At 60.6% G+C, this 20,438-nt stretch carries 18 protein-coding genes; 5 read left to right on the forward strand and 13 right to left on the reverse strand.

Going from position 1 to position 20,438, the window contains the following annotated elements:
* Positions 1-39: 39 nt before the first annotated feature.
* The 3 genes from CFU_RS11130 (at position 40) to CFU_RS11140 (ending at position 3,621) form a co-directional block, all read left to right on the forward strand.
* A complete protein-coding gene (locus tag CFU_RS11130) occupies positions 40-1,605 on the forward strand; it encodes an FAD-dependent monooxygenase (RefSeq protein ID WP_014006136.1) in 1,566 nt (521 codons plus the stop codon).
* A 186-nt stretch (positions 1,606-1,791) separates the two neighbouring features.
* On the forward strand, positions 1,792-2,898 hold the full coding sequence (gene psrA / locus CFU_RS11135; protein ID WP_014006137.1) for an iron-containing alcohol dehydrogenase PsrA: 1,107 nt from the start codon (positions 1,792-1,794) through the stop codon (positions 2,896-2,898).
* A 321-nt stretch (positions 2,899-3,219) separates the two neighbouring features.
* Positions 3,220-3,621, forward strand: a complete 402-nt coding sequence (locus tag CFU_RS11140) for a hypothetical protein (protein WP_041741778.1) — start codon at positions 3,220-3,222, stop codon at positions 3,619-3,621.
* A gap of 42 nt (positions 3,622-3,663) precedes the next feature.
* Here CFU_RS11140 and CFU_RS11145 read toward each other — a convergent pair whose 3' ends face one another.
* From CFU_RS11145 to CFU_RS11170, 6 genes are all read right to left on the reverse strand, one after another.
* Entirely contained in the window at positions 3,664-4,059 is a 396-nt protein-coding gene (locus tag CFU_RS11145) for a RidA family protein (RefSeq protein ID WP_014006139.1), read from the reverse strand.
* A gap of 17 nt (positions 4,060-4,076) precedes the next feature.
* On the reverse strand, positions 4,077-4,304 hold the full coding sequence (locus CFU_RS11150) for a hypothetical protein (RefSeq protein WP_041741780.1): 228 nt from the start codon (positions 4,302-4,304) through the stop codon (positions 4,077-4,079).
* 103 nt (positions 4,305-4,407) lie between these two features.
* Complete coding sequence (locus tag CFU_RS11155) at positions 4,408-5,328, reverse strand: NAD(P)/FAD-dependent oxidoreductase (RefSeq protein WP_014006140.1); 921 nt, start codon at positions 5,326-5,328, stop codon at positions 4,408-4,410.
* Complete coding sequence (locus tag CFU_RS11160; protein ID WP_014006141.1) at positions 5,303-5,767, reverse strand: Rrf2 family transcriptional regulator; 465 nt, start codon at positions 5,765-5,767, stop codon at positions 5,303-5,305. The genes CFU_RS11155 and CFU_RS11160 overlap by 26 nt, the downstream gene beginning before the upstream one ends.
* Before the next feature lie 63 nt (positions 5,768-5,830).
* On the reverse strand, positions 5,831-6,274 hold the full coding sequence (locus CFU_RS11165; protein WP_014006142.1) for a hypothetical protein: 444 nt from the start codon (positions 6,272-6,274) through the stop codon (positions 5,831-5,833).
* Between the two features lie 35 nt (positions 6,275-6,309).
* A complete protein-coding gene (locus tag CFU_RS11170; protein WP_190275245.1) occupies positions 6,310-7,095 on the reverse strand; it encodes a molybdate ABC transporter substrate-binding protein in 786 nt (261 codons plus the stop codon).
* 217 nt (positions 7,096-7,312) lie between these two features.
* Here CFU_RS11170 and CFU_RS11175 point away from each other — a divergent pair, with 217 nt between their 5' ends.
* On the forward strand, positions 7,313-8,041 hold the full coding sequence (locus tag CFU_RS11175) for a hypothetical protein (protein ID WP_014006144.1): 729 nt from the start codon (positions 7,313-7,315) through the stop codon (positions 8,039-8,041).
* Positions 8,042-8,085: 44 nt separating this feature from the next.
* On the opposite strand, the gene CFU_RS11180 is transcribed toward CFU_RS11175, so the two are convergent.
* The 3 genes from CFU_RS11180 to CFU_RS11190 form a co-directional block, all read right to left on the reverse strand.
* Positions 8,086-11,166 carry an efflux RND transporter permease subunit gene (locus CFU_RS11180; RefSeq protein ID WP_014006145.1) on the reverse strand — a complete coding sequence of 1,027 codons (3,081 nt, stop codon included), beginning with the start codon at positions 11,164-11,166 and terminating at the stop codon, positions 8,086-8,088.
* Positions 11,075-12,319 (reverse strand): efflux RND transporter periplasmic adaptor subunit, encoded by a 1,245-nt coding sequence (locus CFU_RS11185; protein WP_014006146.1) that lies wholly within the window; start codon positions 12,317-12,319, stop codon positions 11,075-11,077. Before CFU_RS11185 ends, CFU_RS11180 begins: the two co-directional genes overlap by 92 nt.
* A 66-nt stretch (positions 12,320-12,385) precedes the next feature.
* The gene (locus tag CFU_RS11190) at positions 12,386-13,849 is read right to left on the reverse strand and encodes an efflux transporter outer membrane subunit (protein WP_014006147.1); all 1,464 of its coding nucleotides are present in this window, start codon (positions 13,847-13,849) and stop codon (positions 12,386-12,388) included.
* A gap of 178 nt (positions 13,850-14,027) precedes the next feature.
* On the opposite strand from CFU_RS11190, the gene CFU_RS11195 reads away from it, so the two are divergent.
* The gene (locus CFU_RS11195; protein ID WP_014006148.1) at positions 14,028-14,663 is read left to right on the forward strand and encodes a TetR/AcrR family transcriptional regulator; all 636 of its coding nucleotides are present in this window, start codon (positions 14,028-14,030) and stop codon (positions 14,661-14,663) included.
* Positions 14,664-14,778: 115 nt separating this feature from the next.
* Here the strand turns inward: CFU_RS11195 and CFU_RS11200 are convergent, their stop codons facing one another.
* The 4 genes from CFU_RS11200 to ggt form a co-directional block, all read right to left on the reverse strand.
* Complete coding sequence (locus tag CFU_RS11200) at positions 14,779-15,972, reverse strand: glycerophosphodiester phosphodiesterase family protein (protein ID WP_014006149.1); 1,194 nt, start codon at positions 15,970-15,972, stop codon at positions 14,779-14,781.
* 293 nt (positions 15,973-16,265) lie between these two features.
* On the reverse strand, positions 16,266-17,297 hold the full coding sequence (locus CFU_RS11205; protein WP_050808558.1) for an MBL fold metallo-hydrolase: 1,032 nt from the start codon (positions 17,295-17,297) through the stop codon (positions 16,266-16,268).
* A 169-nt stretch (positions 17,298-17,466) separates the two neighbouring features.
* A complete protein-coding gene (locus tag CFU_RS11210; RefSeq protein WP_041741782.1) occupies positions 17,467-18,693 on the reverse strand; it encodes an aminotransferase class I/II-fold pyridoxal phosphate-dependent enzyme in 1,227 nt (408 codons plus the stop codon).
* 52 nt (positions 18,694-18,745) lie between these two features.
* A complete protein-coding gene (gene ggt, locus CFU_RS11215; RefSeq protein WP_238531454.1) occupies positions 18,746-20,368 on the reverse strand; it encodes a gamma-glutamyltransferase in 1,623 nt (540 codons plus the stop codon).
* Positions 20,369-20,438 lie beyond the last annotated feature (70 nt).

Raw genomic sequence — 20,438 nt, forward strand, 5'->3', positions numbered from 1 at the left:
AGTATCTTGCCTATCAGTCATCCCACATGAAAGCTACGCTTGAAAACCACGCTTGAAAGCAAGAAATCCACACAATCCGCACAAAATCATTCCATTCACGATGTAATCATTGCCGGCGCTGGGCCCGTGGGCCTGTTCCTTGCCTGCGAACTTGCCTTGGCCAAATGCTCCGTCCTGATATTGGAAAAGGCGGAGAATCCGCACTCGCCATTGAAGCAGCTTCCTTTCGGCATGCGGGGACTCTCGGCGCCAACCATTGAAGCGCTTTACCGTCGCGGATTGCTCAAAGAACTTGAGTTGACAAAACGTCTTAAAGATCCCCATGGCGCGCCATCTTCCATACAAGAGGCACAACTCCGTCGTCCAGGGGGGCACTTCGCCGGCATTCAATTCCAATATGACAATATTGATGCCTCACAGTGGGGGCACCGCCTGCCTAACTCGATGGATCCCAGTTTGTTGTCTGAATTGGAGGAGTTTGAATCCGTGCTGGCTCGCCGCGCAGAAGCCTTGGGTGTAGAAATCAAGCGCGGGCTTGCCATTACCGGCTTTCAGCAAACCGAGGATGGGGTGACGGTCCAGTCAGGCGAGCAATCTTTTAAAAGTCAGTGGTTCGTGGGTTGTGATGGCAGCCGTAGTGTGGTTCGCAAGGCGGGCGGCTTTGAGTTCGCCGGTACGGAACCGGAATTTACCGGCTACTCTGCACAGCTTGATATTGCCGATCCGGAGAAACTCAACCCAGGCCGAAACGTGACGCCAAGAGGGATGTACTTCCAATCCCAGCCGGGTTACCTGATACTGCAGGACTTTGACGCCGGGGCATTTCATCACACAAAGAAACCAGCCACGCTTGAACACGTGCAGGAGGTTGCGCGCCGCATCTCGGATACCGACGTGACCATCAGCGCCCTGCATATCGTCACCACCTGGACTGACCGCTCACGGCAGGCCACAAGCTACCGCAACGGCAGGATACTTTTAGCTGGCGACGCCGCGCACATCCACTCGCCGTTGGGAGGCCAGGGACTCAACCTTGGACTGGGTGATGCCATGAACCTGGGCTGGAAGCTCGCCGCAATCGTCCAGAACAAAGCGCCGGAAGGTTTGCTGGAGAGTTATCATGCTGAACGCTACCCAATTGGCGCACAGGTCCTGGATTGGTCACGCGCCCAGGTTGCAATCATGAGGCCGGACCCGCATGCCCGCGCGCTCAATGCCATCGTCCGTGACCTGATCAATACCCGCGATGGCGCCACCTATTTTGCTGGAAGGGTATGGGGTATTTTCACCCACTACAATCTTGGTGGCGGCCACCCTCTGGCAGGCTACAGTGTTCCCAATTTTGAGTTCGAAGACGGCACAAGAATCGGCGAGTTGATGCATGACGGCCAAGGGATACTGCTTGATTTCGATATGAATGCTTCCCTCGAAACTTTGGCGAATGAATACGGCGGCCGAATCAAGTATGTTCCGGGCCGGGCCAAAGAACAGCTGGGCCTGAGCACTGTACTGATACGCCCAGACGGGATTGTCGCCTGGGCTTCTGACAACAAGCCTGACGCGCAATCAATCAGGAAAGCGGCTGCTTCCTGGTTTGTCAGATAGACTAGAACATGTGCCGCATGCCCAGCCTGTGCTGATTTTGGCGCCGCCGAATTTCACGTACGCGCTGTACGCGTGCGTCCTATCGGTCGAAACGATAGAAATGGAAGAATAATCGATTTGTGCTATGACCCAGGCACGCCGACAATCAATTCACTAAAAATTGATGACCACTAAACAGGAGACCCGATGACACAACGATTCTGCAACCCCGTCGCGACCCACTTCGGTCCTGGCAGCCTTGAAGAACTGCCCGGAATCGTCAGCGGCGCAAAAGTGGCAGTGGTGACTTTTCCCGAAGCGCGTTCGTTGGGTCTTCTTAAAAAACTGGAGGATTTGCTAGGCAAGCAGCTGGTGTGTGTCATCGAAAATGTTCACCCCAACCCGGACGTTTCCCAACTGGCAGAAATGTATAACCGGTTCTGGCGGGACGAACACGCATGCGATACGGTTGTGGCGTTAGGGGGCGGAAGCGCTATCGACACCGCCAAGGCCTTGATGGTCGGAACGGAAGGAGGGAGTTTCGATGAGCTGCTGGCCCTGCTTGCCGACGGCAAGCCTTTTACGCCAAGCAGGGTGAAGACGCTCATTGCCATCCCCACGACCGCCGGCACCGGCAGCGAAGTAACGCCGTGGGCAACGATCTGGGATGCGGCAAAAAAAAAGAAATATTCGCTGCACCTGGATTGCACCTGGCCCAAAGCCGCTATTGTCGATCCGGATTTAATGCTTACCCTTCCCCGGGCAATGACGGTTTCCACGGGACTGGATGCGTTGTCGCACGCGCTGGAATCGATCTGGAACGTCAATGCCAATCCGATCTCAGACACGCTCGCGATCGGGGCGATCCAAGAGATCATGGCTTGCCTGCCGTTACTTGCCAAGGAGCTCGACAACAAGACGCTGCGATCATCCATGGCGCTCGCTGCGATGAAGGCAGGGTTGGCATTCTCCAATACCAAAACGGCCCTCGCTCACTCAATTTCTTACGAGATGACTCTGCGATATGGATTGCCGCATGGCATAGCCTGCTCGTTCACACTCCCCTTGGTGCTCGGCATGGCATGGGGCGAGCTGCCCGACAGGGACGCAGCCCTGCAGAGAGCGTTCAATGCCGATCGAAACACTGCGGTGGACCGTTTACGCGCCTTTCTGCACCAGCTCGAAGTCGGGACCGAATTTTCCGACTATGGCGTTTCGGGGAAAGAAGCGCAGGAGATGGTGCAGCACGCCATGCAGGGTGCGCGAGGGAAGAATTTTATCGGGGCAAAGGCCGCTGGCTGCGGGCACGGATGATCGAAGATCTGCCGACCATGCCATAAATGCGTAAACTTTGCCCAAGGTTGGATAAGGGCTGCTCTAGTCAGGATCTGCAGGCGAAATGTGAAAATTGTCCGATGTCGGCGCCCTCTTTCAACGTAAACTGTAAATGGACCTCATCGCGCGCTACTACCGAAAGCCTTGCCTGTGGAATTGCCATGTTTATCCGATCCCGTCTTTGTTCTCAATGGCGATCTTAAATCAAATCCTCCGCCAGGCCGTCGCTGCGATGTTTATCCACATGCAATTATGTAAAAGGAAATTTTCAGTCCCTTGTTATCTAATCAGGAGAATTCAATGAGCCAGTCACAAGATGCCAAAAAGGTGTTGTTCGTCGGCCAGCAGCCGGAAACGGTTGATTTCTCGGATCCGGCCTTACCGCCGGGTTTCAACGCGGAGAAAATCCATGCCGGCATCAGTATTGGCATGCAGCAGATGACAGAGCGCGGCTGGCATGCCGATCTCTGCCTGGTGCAGCCGGACGAATCCGGCGCTGCGGCGCTTGAACGTCAACTCGCCGGCACGGCCTACGACTGCGTGGTGATCGGCGGCGGGATCCGCATTCCTCCGAAGAGCCTGCTGCTCTTCGAAAGGCTCCTGAACACTGTCCACAAAGCCGCTCCCAAGGCATCCATCGCTTTCAACACAACGCCTCAGGACACTGGGGATGCGGCGGCCCGGTGGCTGCACACTGAATGATTCGTCTGCGGCACGCTTGCCCTCACTGTGCAAGAGCGGAAATCAGGCCGGAATGGTCGCGATCGCATCAATCTCGACCAGCACCTCCGGATGGAACAGTGTCGCCACGCCGATCAGCGAGCTGGCCGGCGGATGTGCCGTATCGATGAAGCGATCGCGCACGGAACGTATGGTTGGAAGCAATCCGGGCTGGAAATCGCGGACGTAGATCGTCAAGCGCGCCACATGCCGAAAACTGCTGCCCGAGGCCTTCAGCGTTTCATCCAGATTGGAAAAAACCTGTTCAAGCTGGATCTCGAGTTCCGGCCCCGCAATCGAACCGTCCGCCCGGAATGGCACATGGCCGGAAAGCAGCAGCAGTTTTCCGCTCTCGATAATCGCAGCTTGCGAAATTCCGGGGATATTGTTTCCAGGCGGGTTGACTGCGCGGAATGTCATTGGCTGATTTCCTTCGATTAACTATCGGGAATCCTGGTTTCGGCCGCTTCGAGCTGATGTCGCGTACTCTCAAGCTCTTTTGTTGACAAGACGACACGCAGGTCTTTCGCAATCGCCAAGTAAATATCATAGGCGGCACTAAAGGAAAGTGCGCCCGTCCTCACCTGATGCTCCAATATCGAAAGGACATTGGCCAACAGCATGTGATCTAAGCTGCTGGCTGCCTCTTGCCTGGTCTGGGCCATGATTTGTTCGCCTTGAAATTGACGATGAGCAATTATGCCAGAAACACAAAGGAAACCGCAGCGTCAATTCCCGGCCGGGCGCACCAGCGCAGTATTCCAGGCGCTAAGCAGCAGCAACCGCACCAAAGATCAGCGACCGGTGCGCTGCCACGCCCGCCATGACGCCGTCGGCAACCGCATGCGCCACGCCGGGAGCCATGCGCGCGGCATCGCCGCAGCAGTAGACGCCGGCCACGGTGCTGGCCTTCTGGATGTCGGTGCGGATGAACATGCCGGTCATTCCCTCATCAAAAGCGCAGCCCAGCTGCTCTGCCAGCGGATTGGCGGCGTGGGTCCGACTCATCACGAACAGCCCGGCCATCGACTGGATGCGGCCGTCGCTCAGCACCACATCGGCCTTGCCCGCCATGCGCGCCACCGGCGTGCGCTCAATCGTCACGCCGCGCTGGACCAGGCTGGCCAGTTGCTCTTCATCCGGCTCGAACGCGCCGTTGAGAAACAGCGTTGTCGTGCCCCAGTCAGGCAGCATCAAAGCCTGGTGTATCGATAGTGGCCCTGTGGCCAGCACGCCGATGCTGCCTTGATCGAGTTCATAACCGTCGCAGTACGGACAGCTGAACACACTGCGGCCCCAACGTTCGGCCAGTCCCTCAAGCTGCGGCAATTCGTCGACTACCCCGGTCGCCAGCACCAGCCGGCGCGCCTGCAGCAGCTGGCCGTTATCCAGCGTCAGGTGGAAGCCGCCTTCGCTGGCGGCCGCTGCCACCGCAGTGCCGTCCCGCCATGTAACGCTGGGGTAAGCCAGCAGCTGGGCGCGGCCGGCGGCGGCGATGGCCGATCCCTCGCTGCCGTCTTGCGTCAGGAAGCCGTGCGAATGGCTGGCATAGCGGTTGCGGCGCTGGCCGGCGTCTATCACCAGCACGCGGCGGCGCGCCCGCGCCAGCTGCAGCGCTGCCGACAGGCCGGCGTAGCTGCCGCCGACGACGATGGCGTCGAACTCATTTCCTGGATGCCGGGTGGGCATAGTTTTCTTCCTTGTGTTTCTTGTATTGAAGGTTGAAGCGCCCCGACAGGTCGGCCAGCGTGACGTCCTTGAAATGCTCGATGAGCAAGGCTTCAGCCGCGTCAAAAGCGCTCGACAACGATTGGTTAACCACCTTTTCCACCAGGCAGTCCGGATGATCGGCGCGGTGCCCCATCGCAAACACGGTGGGGGCGCCGACGGCTTCGTAGATATCGTGCAAGGTCACTTTGTGCAGATCGCAGGTGATGGTCCAGCCGCCGCCGTGGCCCCTGCCGGAACCGACGTAGCCGCGCTCGCGCAGGCCGGCCAGCACGCGCCGCACCAGCACCGGGTTGGTGTCCAGGTAGACCGCCAGTTCTTCGGAGGTGAATGGCCGCTCGCCGTGCGCCATATGCAGCAGCACGTGGAGGATCGATGAAAGTTTGCTGTCTCTTCTCATGTAACTAATGATAGTACATAGTCTGAGTTTGTGCAGGCATGGCCGCTGTGTGCGATTCGAAAACTACTGCGCGGCCTGTCCCTGTTGAGCTTTGCTATGTTCAGCCAGCGCTACCGCTTTATAGTCGTAGGAAGGATAGAACTCCGTCCTGTAGCTGCCCCAGGCCGTATCTTCGAGCACGCGGTTTACCTCGCGCAGGCGCGAGGCGGGCAAGCGCAGCGTGATGACTTGTCCGATGCCCATCGTTACATACCAGCTTACTACCTCTACTCCTGCCGGCGGGAACGCATTGTAAAACCCCTGTTTGGCAAGCTGGGCGTTCAACTCGCCCAGCGGACGCGACTGGTCGTGTTTCAAGAACACGGTCAGCAACAGCGCATTGTCCGGCGTGGCGGCCGCATTGCCGGCAGCGGGGGCCGCCACCGATTGCGCCATGGCGCCGCCGGCGTGAAAAGCCGCAGACGCCAGCAATGCGGACATCAACAACGATCTGAATTTTCCTTGCATGATGTGCTCCTTGTAGTTAACCGCAATCGATTTGCTTAAGGCTTGACCGCTTCCATTCCTTTTCCCTGCAGTACCCGCGCCGTTTCCGGACTTGCCAGCAAATCCAGCAACGCCTGCGCCGCCGCCGGTTCCTTGCTGGCGGCGCCGATGGCGGCGGTGTAGACGGTGAAATTCTGGATCTCGGCCGGCAACGGGCCAACTAAAACCACGCCTTTGACTGCTAGGATTTCGCTGATCTGCTGGAAACCGAGCGTCGCTTCTTTGTTCAGCAGATGCTCGCCGACGTAGCCGCCCTGCACCTTCACCGCCTTGCGCTCGATTTCATCGGCGATTCCCCATTGCCGGAACAGCTGCGCCAGGTAGATCCCGCTGGATCCGCCTGCAGCGGGATCGATGTAGGCGACCGATCTGGCGTCGAGCAGAGCCTGCTTGAAACGCTCCACGGTACTGATGTCCGGCTTCGGCGCGCCGGCCAGCACCATGGCGCCAATGCCGACCCGCGCCAGGTTCACCACGCTGGCAGCGTTCGCTTTCTGCCTGGCGACCAGTTGCGCGATCAGGTCCGGCGTCATGATCGCCACGTCGAACGCAGCGCCGCCTTCAATGCGTTTGGCAATGCCGCCGGCGGTATCGTTTTGCAGGATGATCTTGTTGCCGGTGCTGGCCTCGAACTGCGGCGCCACGGCTGCAACAACCTGTTTGTATGCGCCGGAGGTGAGCACAGTCAGGTCAGCAGCCGGCGCTGGCAGCGGCAGCGCGATCGCCGCCACAGTCGCACTGGAAGCGACCCATTTTTTAATTCTGCTGACATTGTTTTTCACAATTGATAACAATTCTTGTCTGTAATATAATGACCGCGAGAGTTCAGCCTCGCTAATTTACCTGTAAATCAGCTTGTAAATTTTTATCCGCACCGCGGATATCCTTCGCATCGATGCACGCCAGACGTCTCTACAGATGTCCAGCCGCAACGATCGCTCCAGATAAGTTTTGCCAGCCGTACCGCCAGCCAACATCTCACTGTTTTAAGGAAATTCCATGAGAAAACGCTTGCCTCGCCTGTTTCGTACAAGCTCCATCATTGTCGCCGGCCTGCTTACCGGACCGGCACCCGCATCGGCTGTCGACGCCGATCCGGAATTTACTGCCGCTGAAAACCGCCTCAAAGCCAAGAATACTTTCGATAGCCTGAGCCGCTCCAAGGCAAGGCGCGCCTTCGATGCCTTGCCGCCAGCCGATCGCGAGAGACTATTATCGTCGCGAATCAGAAAGGCTGCGCCGGATGCGGCCAAACCCAGGATTTTTCTACGGGACGAGACCGATGACTGCCGCAACATGCCAAGCTATAGCGAAAATAGCGTCGGCTTCAGAATCGGCGTGACGCCGAATGGCTTGAAATTCAGCGGCGGACCCAGCGAACCGTTGCGGGCGCCGTATTCATCCATGCATAAAGGCACAGGCTTTTGCGATTTTTCCCAGCATGGCATGACGCCGGCAGTCCGGCAAAATGCAGGCGAATACCGGGCCAATTTGCACGGTGCGAATATCCCGCCTCCTTTTAGAAGCCGCCATTCGCCTGCTTCCGCGCTAGGCGAATCGCTGCGCAACCAGCACTATGCCAATGAACAGCAGCGGCAATCGGCAAACCCGCCGCCGATGCCCGTGACGACAGATACCTATCGCGAAGGCCGGTCAAACCGGACTCCCCATTTGCCAGGCAGGGTCATCGTTACCACACCTGGCGGAGGCCTCAGATTCAAGCCGTAGCAGCTACGGCCTGATCCGATTCGCTTGGGCGACGCTGACCATAGTCAGGTATTTGCGCCTGCTTCCTTGAGCCGGGCGTCGCTGTTGCGGGTCAGCAGCCTTCTGGCCCAATGCTCGAACTCGTCGATGTAGGTAAACACCACCGGCACCACCAGCAAGCTCAGCGCGGTCGAGGTCAGCAAGCCGCCGATGACGGCTACCGCCATCGGCTGCCGGAAGCTGGCGTCGGCGCCGAAACCGAGGGCGATCGGGGCCATGCCGGCGATCATGGCGACGGTAGTCATGACGATCGGCCGGGCCCGCTTGTGGCAGGCGTCTATCAATGCCTCGAACACCGACATGCCGCGGTCGCGCTTGCCGACGATGGCGTATTCGACCAGCAATATCGAGTTCTTGGTGACGATCCCCATCAGCATGACCAGGCCGATCATCGATGGAATATCCAGTTCGCTGCGCGCCATCAGCAGCGCCAGGAAGGCGCCGCCCAGCGACAGCGGAATCGCCGACAGGATGGTGACCGGCTGCAGGAAATCGCGGAACAGCAGCACCAGCACGCAAAACACGCACAGCACGCCGATGACGATCGCCATCATGAAGCCGGCGCCCAGCTCCGCCGCTATTTCCGCATCGCCGGTCTGGATCAGCTGCACGCTGGACGGCATCTGCTTGACCGCCGGCAGCGCTTTCGCCGCCGCCAGGGCTTCGCCCAACGGCATGCCGCCGAGATCGGCGCTGACTGTGACGTAACGCCGGCGGTCGTAACGTTCGATTTTCGACGGTCCGCTTTCCACCGACAAGCTCGCCACCGAAGAAAGCGGCACCAGGCCGTTGCGGCCAAGCACATGCAGGTTGGCAAACGTGGTCACGTCCTGGCGGTCGGTATCCGGTACGCTGACATTGATATCGACCTGCCGGTTGTCGAGGTTCAGCTTGGCCAGGTTTGCCGAAAAATCGCCGGCCGTGGCGATCCGCACCACCTGGCCGATAGCGGCGGTCGACACCCCCAGTTCGCTGGCGCGCTGCAGGTCCGGCCGCACGATGATTTCCGGGCGCTCCAGGCTGGCGGTAGAGCTGATATTGGCCAAGCTGCCGACGCCGCGCAGCTGCCGCTCCATCGCCTGGGCGGTCGCCTTCAGCGCATTTTCATTGTCGCCGGCAAGGATCAGCTGCATTTTCTCGCCGGGGCCGCCCGCACCCACTGTGAATCGAGCGCCGGGCACATTCAGCAAGGCCTTCCGCACCGCTTTCTCGATTTCAGTCTGGCGCGGACGTTTGGCGCGATCGGACAAGGAAAGCGTCAGCGATCCGTTGCGCACTTCGCCAGCCTGCAGCTGTCCGCCGCCGACCACCTGCGACACGCCTACCGTGGTGAAAATGTTATCAATGCCGCCCACGCTGCCAAGCGCGCCGCGCGCCCGTTCGGCTACCGCCAGCGTATTCTGCAACGAGCTGCCAGGCGGCAGTTCGACATTGACCGTGGTATACCCGCGGTCGGCCGGCGGCATCAAACCGGTCGAGATGAATGGAATCAGCGCCACCGAACCGACAAAAAACAGGGTCGCCGCCAGCATGGTGGTCTTGCGATGCGCCATGCACCAGCGCACCGCATGCAGGTACCAGCGCATGATGCGTCCATCCTGCTGTTCAACCGCAGGCTTGGACTTCAGCAGGTAGGCAGCCATCATCGGCGTCAGGATACGCGCCACCAGCAGCGAAGTGAGGACGGCGATCACCGCGGTCCAGCCGAACTGCTTGAAGAACAGGCCCGCTATGCCGCTCATCATGGCCGTCGGCAGGAACACCACGACCAGGGCCATGGTGGTGGCCATCACCGCCAGCGCGATTTCCGTGACCGCGTCGCCGGCCGCCTGCAGGATCGGCTTGCCCATATGCGCATGGCGCTCGATATTCTCGATTTCGACAATCGCGTCGTCCACCAGGATGCCGACGATCACCGCCAGCGCCAGCAAGGTCAGGGTATTCAGGGAAAAGCCGAACCACGCCATGGCGGCGAAGGCAGGCAGGATCGACAAGGGCAGCGCCGAGGCCGCAACCAGGGTCGCGCGCCAGTCGCGCAGGAACCACCAGACCACCAGCACCGCCAGGATCGAGCCTTCGTACAGCATGTCCATCGAGCCTTCGTACTGCTCCTTGGTGTAGCCGACGGTTCCCGAAATCCGCGTGAACTTCAAGGTGCGGTTGCTGGCTTGCAGCTTCTCCAGCGCCGCGCCGACGTTTTTCGCAATCACGGTTTCGTCGTAACCCTTGGCGCGGAACACCTTGAAGCCGACCACCGGCTTGCCGTCCAACAAGGCAATCTGGGCGCGCTCGGCGCTGGCGTCGCTGATGGTGGCGATCTGGTCCAGCCTGAGCTTGCGGCCATTGGCCAGCGTGATCGGGAACGCCGCCAGCTCCGAGGCCTGGTGCACCGTAGCGATCACCCGCGCCGATTGTTCTTCCTGGCCAAACTGCCCGCGCCCGCCCGACGATTCCTGCTGCATGTTGCGCAACGCCTGGGAGACGTCGACCGCAGTCACGCCCTGCGCCGCCATGCGCACCGGATCGACCGCGACGCGCACCTGGCGCGTCAGGCCGCCGACCCGGTCTATGCGGCCGATGCCCGGCACTGCCAGGATCGCCTTGCCAACGGTGTCGTCGACAAACCAGGACAGCGCTTCTTCGCCCATGTCGGCGGCGATGGCGTACACCAGCACCGCATCGCCGCCGACGGTGACGGCGCTGACGGTCGGCTGCTGCAGGTCGGTCGGCAACTGCGAGCGTACGCTGTCGACTGAATTCTTGGTGTCGATCAGGGCGTCCGAGAGATTCTTCTCAAGCACGAATTCCACCGTGATCTGCACCTGGCCGTCGGTGATCGAGGTGCGCAGGTGCTTGAGCCCGCTCATGGTCGCCAGGGCGTCTTCCACCTTGCGCGCCACCTCGGTTTCCAGCTGCGCCGGCGCGGCGCCGGGCTGCGTCAGCGTGACATTGATGGTGGGCAGGTCGATATCCGGCAGGTTCTGGATCGGCAACTTATGGAAACCCATGATGCCGGCGATAGTCAGCAAAGCGAACAGCAGGATCGCCGGGATCGGGTTGCGGATGGACCAGGTGGCGAAATTCATTTGCCCCCCTTGGCTGCCGGCGCGGCGCCGGCACTTGCATCCGCACTGGCAACCCGCACGGTATCGCCTTCGTTAAGGAAGCCGGCGCCGAGCACCACCACCTGGTCCGATGGCGCAATGCCTTTGACGACCTCGATGTCGGTGCCCTGGCGGCGTCCTGTGACCACCGCCAGCCGTTCCACCTTATTGCTGCCGTCATCCTTGAACTTGAGCACATAAGTATGGCCGTCGCGAATGACGATGTTTGCGCCGGCACCGTCAGCGCATGGGTCGGGCTGAGTGCGATCGATCCGTTTGCATACATGCCGGCCCGCACCGGCTGGCCGTCGGCGATATCGGCATACACCAGCCCGAGCCGCGAGCCGCTGTCCAGTGAGGGCGCGGTTTGCGGCACCACGGCAGACGCCGTGCCGCCGCCCGGCAGCGCCAGCGCCACCTGCTGGCTGCTCGCAATGCGGGCCAGCTGTTCCGCTGTCACTTCGCCGCGCCACTCCAGGCGTCCTTTTAATATCATCCTGAACAATTCCTGTCCGGTCGACACCACCGAACCGGGGGTAGCGGAACGCGAGCTGATGACACCGTCGTCGGGCGCAAGCACATCGGTATAACGCAGCTGCAGCTGCTTGAACGCCAGCTGCGCGCGCGCCGTCTTGGCCAGCGTGGTCGATTGCAGCACGTCCTGGTCGCTGATGCCGCCGCTTCCCTGCAGCGAGATTGCGCGCTTGGCGTTGGCTTCGGCCTGCTCGTAAGCGGCGACCAGCTGCGCTTCTTCGGCACGCAGCAGGTCTGGATTGAGGCGCGCCAGGACCTGGCCTTTCTTGACGCGGTCGCCGACATTGACCCGCACCTGGTCCAGCTGGTAGCCGCCGATCTGGCTGCCGATGATCGCTTCCTGCCACGGCGCAACGGCGCCGGATGCGTTCAGGGTCTCGGCCCAGCTAGCCTGGGCCGGCCTGGCGAGCGTCACTGTCAGCGCCGGCGTGGTCTGGACCGGCTTGGCTTCAGCCTTGCCGGATTTCACCATCATGGTGACGCCGGCGGTGGCCGCTACCGCGACAAAGGCAACCGCGATGGCAATGGCGAGGCCCTTGCGCCGCGGGGAGGATTTGGCAGAGGTTTTATCAAGTACGGCCAATGGTTCGGAGGCATTCATGATTAAGGTTTCCTGGTGTATTGCTATCGTATGGTTGTGAAGGCGGCCGTACAGTTAGGTGCGGTATTAGCCCGGGCTGTCGATTTGCCCGGTGGCTTGCATCAGGCTGATCCAAGCCTGGCCCTGGTCGCGTTTGGCGGCGATGAAATTTTCTTCGGCGGTCTGGCGCTGGCGCCGGATGTCTTCCAGCTCGAACATGCTGATGGCCCCGGCCCGCCACTGCGCCTGGCTGGCGCGGAAACTGAGCTGGGCGGCATCGACCGCATCCTGCGAAGATTTCACACGGTCTTCGGCCGAAGTCTGGAAGGCCAGCGCATCCTCGACGTTCTGCACGACGGTGCGTAAGGTTGCCTGCAATGTCGCGGCCGCTTCCCGGTAGCGTCCGGTGGCGGCATCCACATTGGCCGCGCCGGCGCCGCCATCGAATAAAGGAACGGTCAATCCCGGCCCGGCCGACCAGCTGGTGAAATTGACCGAATTGCCGGCGGCGCGCAGCCAATTCCCCGACAGCATCGCACTAAGGCTGATGGTCGGCAGCCGCTGCGCGCGCGCCACGCCGATATCCGACCAGGCCGCAGCCAGCGAGCGCTCGGCCGATACCAGGCTAGGATGGTCGCGCAGCACCGTCGCCGGCAGCGCCGGCTGCATGGCCGGCGGAGTCGGCATGACATGCGCGACATCGTCCAGGATCGCGCTGCTTTCCCGCGGATCGGCGCTGGCTGCCGCCGGCGATACCGGCAATAACAGGCGCCGCACCGCTGCCGCCGGCTGTCCGGTCAGCGCTACCAGCGCATCGACGCTGCGTGTGCACTGTTCCTGCTGGCTGATGCGCGCGGTGCGGGCGTTGGCCAGGTTGGTCAGTGCGCTGAATTCCGCCGAGGGCGCGATATAACCTACCGCACGCCGCTTGCGCGTGAGGAGCAGTTCGGTTTCGCGCGAAGCGATGTCGGCATCGCGCACCTGCAGCGAATAAGCGCAGGCGCGCAGGGAAAGACTGTTGTTGGCCACTTGTGCCGCCAGCGACAGGCGGGCGCCCTGGGCATCCGCCGTGCGCGCATCCAGGCGCCGCTGCGCGGCGGTCACGGACTCGCGGATGCGTCCCCATAGGTCGATTTCCCAGCTGAAATCGGCGCCGATCGACGAGGAACTCTCGAGCATGGTGGCAGAGCCGCCGCCCAGAGTGTTCTGTGTCTGCGCACGCGTGGCGTTTGCGTTGCCGTTAACCGCAGGCAGGCGCTGCGCATTGGCTACGCCGGCTGCGGCTTTGGCCTGGTCGACCCTGGCGACTGCCTGGGCCAGGGTCGGATTGTCGGCAAACGCCGATGCGATCAGGCTGTCGATGGCCTGGTCGCCCAATTGCGTCCACCACTGCCCGCTCGCAGCGACTGCGCTTGCTTTTCCGGGATGCGGACTGTTTTCCCAGTCGGCGGGAACCGGCGGCTTGGGCGGCGAATAGGCTGGCTGGGTCGCACATGCGCTCAGGACCAGGGCAACTGCCGCTACGGCGGCAAACATTCTCATTTTTGGCATATTCGATGCAATCCATTCCTGCTTTATTCGGGCTTGCTGGGTTTTGTCCGATTGATCTCATTTAATAAATCATATAATAGATCGAACATTCTATCTATTATATGCAGGAATGCGCCGCCGTCAATTTATGTTAGATTGATCGCTCTATTTTGTATCTTTTTGGTTTTAAGGAGGCGCCGTGCGCAAAATCGACCCGGTAAAACATGAGCAAAAGCGGCGCGACATCCTCGAAGCCGCAGGCCGCTGCTTTGCCAAGGACGGGTTCCGCGGCGCCAGCATTTCAAGCATCTGTTCCGAAGCGAAAATCAGCGCCGGCCACCTTTATCACTACTTCGCCAGCAAGGAAGCGATCATCGAGGCCATGGCCGCAACCGGCCTCGAGCATGCGGAACAACGTTTCAACCACTTGATGAAAAGCGACAACCCGATCGAAGGCCTGATCGCCGAGATCGAGCAAGCCAACAGCCAGAGCTGCAACATGCAGCAGCATCAGATCGACATGCGCGCCAAAAAACAGCTGCATGTGGACATGCTGGCCGAAGCCGGCCGCAATCCCGCCATGGCGGAAATCGTCAACAAACACTCGGCGAAAATTCGCGGCATGCTCGCCACCCTCCTGGAAACAGCCCAGAAACGCGGGCAGATCGACCAGGCCCTGGATCCAGACCTGGCCGCCGCCATTTTGCTGGGGGCAATGGAAGGTGTCGGCAACATGACGATGCGCGATCCGGAACTCGACATGAAAAAGAAGCTGGAAATGCTGAGCACGCTGATCAAGCGTTTCCTGGCGCCGGGCTCAAGTAAAGAAAAATAGAGCCCGGGGAACGGTGTTTACTCAAGCGCTGCATGTAGGGTGGGCACGGTTTTTGTGCCCACGTGCATCAACAGCGTGGGCACAAAAACCGTGCCCACCCTACCAAATACCTGGATTACCTGGCTTGCTTTATCGCCAGCCATTCGTTCAGCGCTGCCCTGGCAGTCGGGGTGAAGTCGGTAAACACGCCATCCACGCCCAGCTCGAAATAGGCCTTGTACTCCGCTTTCGGATCGCCGTTATAGCTGCGAGTCAGGCGCGCCGGTTCGTCGCGGTAGGTGAACGGATGCACAAACAGACCCAGCCGGTGCGCATCGGGAATCAGGTTTGTCGGCGCCATGTTGGATGCATCCGACAGCTTCTTCACCGCATTGCCGGCGGCGTCCACGCCCTGCGGCGGCAGTATGTAAAGTTTCCACGGACCGATGCCGTCGGCATAGGTCTTGATTTCAGCCAAGCCTTCAGGCGTCGCCATTGCCGCGAAGGTGCGCGAATCGCCTTTTTGCAGCCAGGAAAAAGGTTTGGCCGTGTCCGGAGAGCCATAGGTCATGACGCCGGTCTTGAAATCGGTGCCGTCGCCGTCCATCAGCTGGACCACCTTGGTTTTCAGGCCGAGGCGGCGCATCAGCTTCAGGCTTTCCGGTTCGAACGACTGCACGAACACCGGGGAATCATGGGTGTTCCAGCCTTCCTTGATCAGCATCGCCAGCAGTTTTTCTTCCAGCGGCACGCCCAGCGCGCGTTGGTAGATCGGGTTCTTGGTTTCCGGATAGATCGTCAGGGTGCTGCCGGGATTGGCGGCGCGTGTGGCTTTGGCGAGGTCGATGACTTCCTGGAATGTCGCCATCGGATACTTGCCGTCGTACTGGTGGCTGCGGACGGCGATCGGCTGCTTGACGCGCAGGGTTTTCAGTTCGGCAGCCGTGAAGTCGCTGATATACCAGTCCGGCGGCACGGCCACGCCGTCGACCGTGCGCGATTTCTTGCGCGATGCGAATTCAGGATGGCTGGCGACATCGGTGGTGTCGCTCAGGAATGGGTTGTGGCAGACGAACAGCACGCCGTCGCTGGACGACATCAGGTCCATCTCCAGCGAATCGGTGCCGGCGGCGATCGCTGCCTGGTAGCCTGCAATGATTTCTTCCGGATACAGGCCGGCCAGCCCACGGTGGCCGATCACCAGCGGCGGATTGCCGTCGAGCGTCTTGAGACCCGGGTAATGCGCCGCGCCGGAGGATGCCGGCTGGCTGGCGCAACCCGTAATCAGTGCGGCTGCGGCAAACAATGAAGCTGTCGGTACGTATTTCATATGGCTCCTGCTGGTTATCCTGGGAAAGTTTCTGGAACGGCAAAGCGACTATTGCACAATGTCTGCACGTCGGGAAACATATGCATTACTCGGCCGTCACTTTGCCTGGATTTGCCAGCAAGTTCCATACCCACTGAAACAGATAACGAGACTGTCTAGGAAGGTACTTTATTAACAGTCTGATTTAATTAAATATATAAATCAACTAGTTATGTTTTATTTTAAACCTATTACTTTTAATATTTTACTTCAAATAATTTACTTTAAATGGCACCGCATGCAATGCAACAAGATCAGCCAAGCTGCTCCCGCCACCAGCGGCTTCCGGCCTGTGGCGTGGCGAGGCTGAGCTGCTCGCCCATCTGCGGCGTGCTGACCGGCACGCCGTGCTGTTCGGCCAGCGCGACGATGCGCTCGAACGGATCCTGCCAGACATGCAAGGCCAGGTCGAAAGTGCCGTTATGCACCGGCAGCAGATGCTTGCCGCCCAGGTCCAGGTGGGCTTGCAGGGTCTGTTCCGGCTGCATGTGCACATCCGGCCAGTCAAGGTTGTAGGCCCCGGTTTCTATCATGGTCAGGTCGAATGGGCCGTAGCGCTCGCCGATTTCCTTGAAGCCACCGAAATAGCCGCTGTCGCCGCTGAAGAACAGCCGCAGGTCGCCATCCAGTATTACCCAGGACGCCCACAACGTACGATTGCCGTCGCTCAGGCCGCGCCCCGAAAAGTGGCGCGCCGGCGTGGCCACCAGCTGCAGGCCACTTACCCGGGTGCTTTGCCACCAGTCCAGCTGTTGTATCTTTTCCGCCGGCACGCCCCATTTGACCAGCGTATCCCCTACTCCCAGCGGCGTCAGGAAATGCTCTGCCTTGCCGGCCAGTTGCAGGATGGCGTCATGGTCCAGGTGATCGTAGTGGTCGTGCGACAGGATCACGCCCCTGATCGGAGGCAGCTCGGCGATGCTGATCGGCGGCTGGTGGAAGCGCTTGGGGCCGATCCACTGGAAAGGAGAGGCGCGCTCGGAAAACACCGGGTCGGTCAGCCAGAACTCGCCGCCCAGTTTCAGCAGCATGGTCGAATGTCCCAGGCGGAACAGCGATCGGTCCGGCGCCGCCAGCAGTTGCTCGCGGCTGATCGCCTGCACCGGAATGGGCTTGGCCGGCACCGTGCCGGCCGGTTTGCTGACGGCAAAACGCCACAGGATCTGCAAGGTCTTCCACAAGCCGTTTTTGTGCTTGGGAAGCTGATTCCTGAACTTGCCGTCGCGCCGCTGCGATGACGTTGGGGGAATATTGGTATCGAGAGTTGTGAACGTTTCGCTTGCCATGCTGCTTATCCTGTTGCCGGTTAGTTGACGATTCCCTGCCATGGTAAAACAATTACACTACACAGTGTAGTTTAAATGAGGAAAAAGTAAACTTATCAGTGCAAATAATTTGTAACCGGCGCCAAACCGCCTGGCAAATTGCGGCGAACCGCCGCCGCTTCCATCTGCCTTAAGCCGCTCCCGAACCCGCGGCGACCCTGAGCGCCAGCGCAATCCCCTTGGCCGCCTGGGAAATTTCGTCCAGCGACGGGAAACTGGGAGCGATGCGGATGTGCCGGTCCTCGACATCATTGCCGTAGGGAAAAGCTGCGCCGGCAGACGTCAGCGTGATGCCCAGTTCTTTCGCCAGCGCGATAGTCCGTTTGGCGCAGCCCGGCGGCGTGACGAGATCGATGAAATAGCCGCCGAGCGGCCGGGTCCAGGACACCCCTTCGCTATCGCCAAGATAGGCGTCGAATTGCGCAAGCACGGCGTCGAACTTCGGTTTCAGCAGCTGGCGGTGGCGCCCCATCAGCGCTTCGACATTGGCGCGGTCTTTCAGGAAACGCACGTGCCGCAACTGGTTGACCTTGTCCGGGCCGATGGTGCGCACCGAGGTGTTGCGCTGCCACCAGGCGATGTTGGCGGGCGATGAAGCCAAAGCAGCCAGGCCGGAGCCTGCCAGCGTGATCTTGGAGGTCGAGGCAAAAACGATGGCGCGCTCCGGGTTGCCGGCGCGTTCGCAAGCTTCCAGCACATTGATGGTGCTGTGCTTCTGCTCGCTCAGGTGATGCAGGCGGTAAGCGTCGTCCCACAGCAGCAGGAAATCCGGCGCCGCGGTCTTCATGGCCGCCAGGCGTTGCACCACCTCGGCCGAGTAGATAGTTCCGGAAGGATTGCTGTATTTGGGCACACACCACATGCCCTTGATGCTGGCGTCGGCAGCAACCAGTCTTTCAACCAGTTCCATGTCCGGGCCATCGTCGTTCAGCGGCACGCTGACCATCTTGATGCCGAGCGACTGGCAGATCGAGAAATGGCGGTCGTAGCCTGGCACCGGGCACAGGAAAGTCACCGGCTGCTGTTGGCTCCACGGCGTTTGGCCGGCAATCCCGTACAGCAGGCAAAACACGATGGCGTCGTGCATCAGCGCCAGGCTGGCGTTGCCGTCCACTACCACTTGCCCGGCAGGCACATCGAGCAGGCTGGCGAACAAGGCACGCACTTCGGGCAGGCCGCTGGCGATGCCGTAGTTGCGCGTGTCGGTGCCGTCCGCCGCAGTAAAACCCTCGAGCTGCTGCAGCAAGGTGCTGGACAGGTCTAGCTGTTCCGGCGCCGGCTTGCCGCGCGACATGTCGAGCTTGAGGCCGAGCTGCTTGAATGCATCGTATTGCGCTTGTATATCTTGTGACATCATTGGTCCATCCTGCAGAAGCAGCCCCTGGCGGGGCTGCACATTAATTAATCAATCAATAACCCAGCGCAAGCCCCGAGTTGCGGCGTGGATCGTTGGCGCCGTAGAAACGGTTCTTGCCGACCGGCTTGCCGCCCAGCGACGGCGCCCCGACCAGGATCGCGGCGACATGGTTGAACGGTTGCGGCACGGTGAACTTCTGGCCCCAGCCTTCGAGGATCTTCTGGGTATCAGGGCTGAGGGTGTACGGTTCAAGATTGGTCGCTTCCGGCAGCCACTGCTGGTGGAAACGCGGCGCATCGACTGCTTCCTGGATATTCATGCCGTAGTCGATCACGTTCAGCATGGTCAGCAAGGTCGCTGTGATGATGCGGCTGCCGCCAGGCGTGCCGACCACCATGACGGTCTTGCCGTCCTTGGTGACGATGGTCGGGCTCATCGACGACAGCGGACGTTTGCCGGGAGCGATGGCGTTGGCTTCGCCCTGCACCAGGCCGTACATGTTGGGCACGCCGATCTTGGCCGTGAAATCGTCCATCTCGTCGTTGAGCATGATGCCGGTCTTGCTGGCCATGACGCCGGCGCCGAACCAGTCGTTCAGCGTGTAGGTGACCGACACCGCATTGCCCCATTTGTCGACGATCGAATAATGGGTGGTGTTGCTGCCTTCATGCGGTTCGACGCCAGGCTTGATGTCCTGCGATACGCCGGCCTTGTGCGGATCGATGGCGCTGCGGATCTTGGTCGCATAAGCTTTGTCGAGCAGGCGCGCCAGCGGGTTCTTCACGTAGTCGGGATCGCCCAGGTAGCTGTTGCGGTCGACATAGGCATGGCGCATCGCTTCGATCTGGTAATGCATCGCCTGCGCCGAGCGGAAACCGAGGTTTTGCATCGGATAACCCTCGAGGATGTTCATGATCTCGCAGATGACCACGCCGCCCGAGCTCGGCGGCGGCGCCGAAACTACGTGGTAGCCGCGGTAGTCGCATTCGACCGGCGCCAGTTCGCGGGTTTTGTACTGGTCGAGATCGGGCTGGGTGATGATGCCCTTGCCGGCCTGGCTGGAGGCGACGATAGCTTGCGCCACCCAGCCCTTGTAGAAGCCGTCGCTGCCCTTGGCGCTGATCTCGCGCAAGGTCTTTGCCAGGTCCTTTTGCACCAGCTTCTGGCCGACGCGGAACGGCTCGCCTTTGTTCAGGAAAATGGCGCCCGAGTCGGCCGCGTCTTTCTTGAACATCTCGGTCGTGGTGTCCAGCATGTCGACATCGCCCTGGTCCAGCACAAAACCTTCTTCGGCGTACTTGATGGCCGGCGCGATCACCGTGGCGCGCTTCATCGTGCCGTATTTGCTCAGCGCCAGCTCCATGCCGGACACCGTTCCCGGCACGCCGACCGCCAGGTGGCCCTTGGTGCTCAGGTTGGGGACCACGTTGCCGTTCTGGTCGAGATACATGTTGGCGGTGGCCGCCAGCGGCGCTTTTTCGCGGAAATCGAGGAAAGTCTTGCGGCCGTCGGCCAGCTGGATGGTCATGAAACCGCCGCCGCCGATATTGCCCGCGGCCGGGTACACCACCGCCAGCGCATAACCGACCGCCACCGCCGCATCGACCGCATTACCGCCATCCTTCAACACATCGACGCCGACACGGGTGGCCAGGTGCTGAGCCGTGACCACCATGCCGTTTTCGGCGGCGGCCGGGGCTAGCGAAGCGGCTTGCGCGCAGGAAAAACAAAGGACGAATGCCGTT

The organism is Collimonas fungivorans Ter331 (genome assembly GCF_000221045.1).
Classification (GTDB): Bacteria; Pseudomonadota; Gammaproteobacteria; order Burkholderiales; family Burkholderiaceae_D; genus Collimonas; species Collimonas fungivorans_A.

What these genes read in the sequence shown, in the direction of transcription:
- CFU_RS11180 (WP_014006145.1), bottom strand. Translation starts at nt 11,166, where the DNA reads ATGAATTTCGCCACCTGGTCCATCCGCAACCCGATCCCGGCGATCCTG.
- CFU_RS11190 (WP_014006147.1), bottom strand. Translation starts at nt 13,849, where the DNA reads ATGCCAAAAATGAGAATGTTTGCCGCCGTAGCGGCAGTTGCCCTGGTC.
- CFU_RS11155 (WP_014006140.1), bottom strand. Translation starts at nt 5,328, where the DNA reads ATGCCCACCCGGCATCCAGGAAATGAGTTCGACGCCATCGTCGTCGGC.
- psrA (WP_014006137.1), top strand. Translation starts at nt 1,792, where the DNA reads ATGACACAACGATTCTGCAACCCCGTCGCGACCCACTTCGGTCCTGGC.
- CFU_RS11200 (WP_014006149.1), bottom strand. Translation starts at nt 15,972, where the DNA reads ATGAAATACGTACCGACAGCTTCATTGTTTGCCGCAGCCGCACTGATT.
- CFU_RS11210 (WP_041741782.1), bottom strand. Translation starts at nt 18,693, where the DNA reads ATGATGTCACAAGATATACAAGCGCAATACGATGCATTCAAGCAGCTC.
- ggt (WP_238531454.1), bottom strand. Translation starts at nt 20,368, where the DNA reads ATGGTGGTCACGGCTCAGCACCTGGCCACCCGTGTCGGCGTCGATGTG.
- CFU_RS11165 (WP_014006142.1), bottom strand. Translation starts at nt 6,274, where the DNA reads ATGCAAGGAAAATTCAGATCGTTGTTGATGTCCGCATTGCTGGCGTCT.
- CFU_RS11150 (WP_041741780.1), bottom strand. Translation starts at nt 4,304, where the DNA reads ATGGCCCAGACCAGGCAAGAGGCAGCCAGCAGCTTAGATCACATGCTG.
- CFU_RS11185 (WP_014006146.1), bottom strand. Translation starts at nt 12,319, where the DNA reads ATGAATGCCTCCGAACCATTGGCCGTACTTGATAAAACCTCTGCCAAA.
- CFU_RS11145 (WP_014006139.1), bottom strand. Translation starts at nt 4,059, where the DNA reads ATGACATTCCGCGCAGTCAACCCGCCTGGAAACAATATCCCCGGAATT.
- CFU_RS11175 (WP_014006144.1), top strand. Translation starts at nt 7,313, where the DNA reads ATGAGAAAACGCTTGCCTCGCCTGTTTCGTACAAGCTCCATCATTGTC.
- CFU_RS11160 (WP_014006141.1), bottom strand. Translation starts at nt 5,767, where the DNA reads ATGAGAAGAGACAGCAAACTTTCATCGATCCTCCACGTGCTGCTGCAT.
- CFU_RS11205 (WP_050808558.1), bottom strand. Translation starts at nt 17,297, where the DNA reads ATGGCAAGCGAAACGTTCACAACTCTCGATACCAATATTCCCCCAACG.
- CFU_RS11140 (WP_041741778.1), top strand. Translation starts at nt 3,220, where the DNA reads ATGAGCCAGTCACAAGATGCCAAAAAGGTGTTGTTCGTCGGCCAGCAG.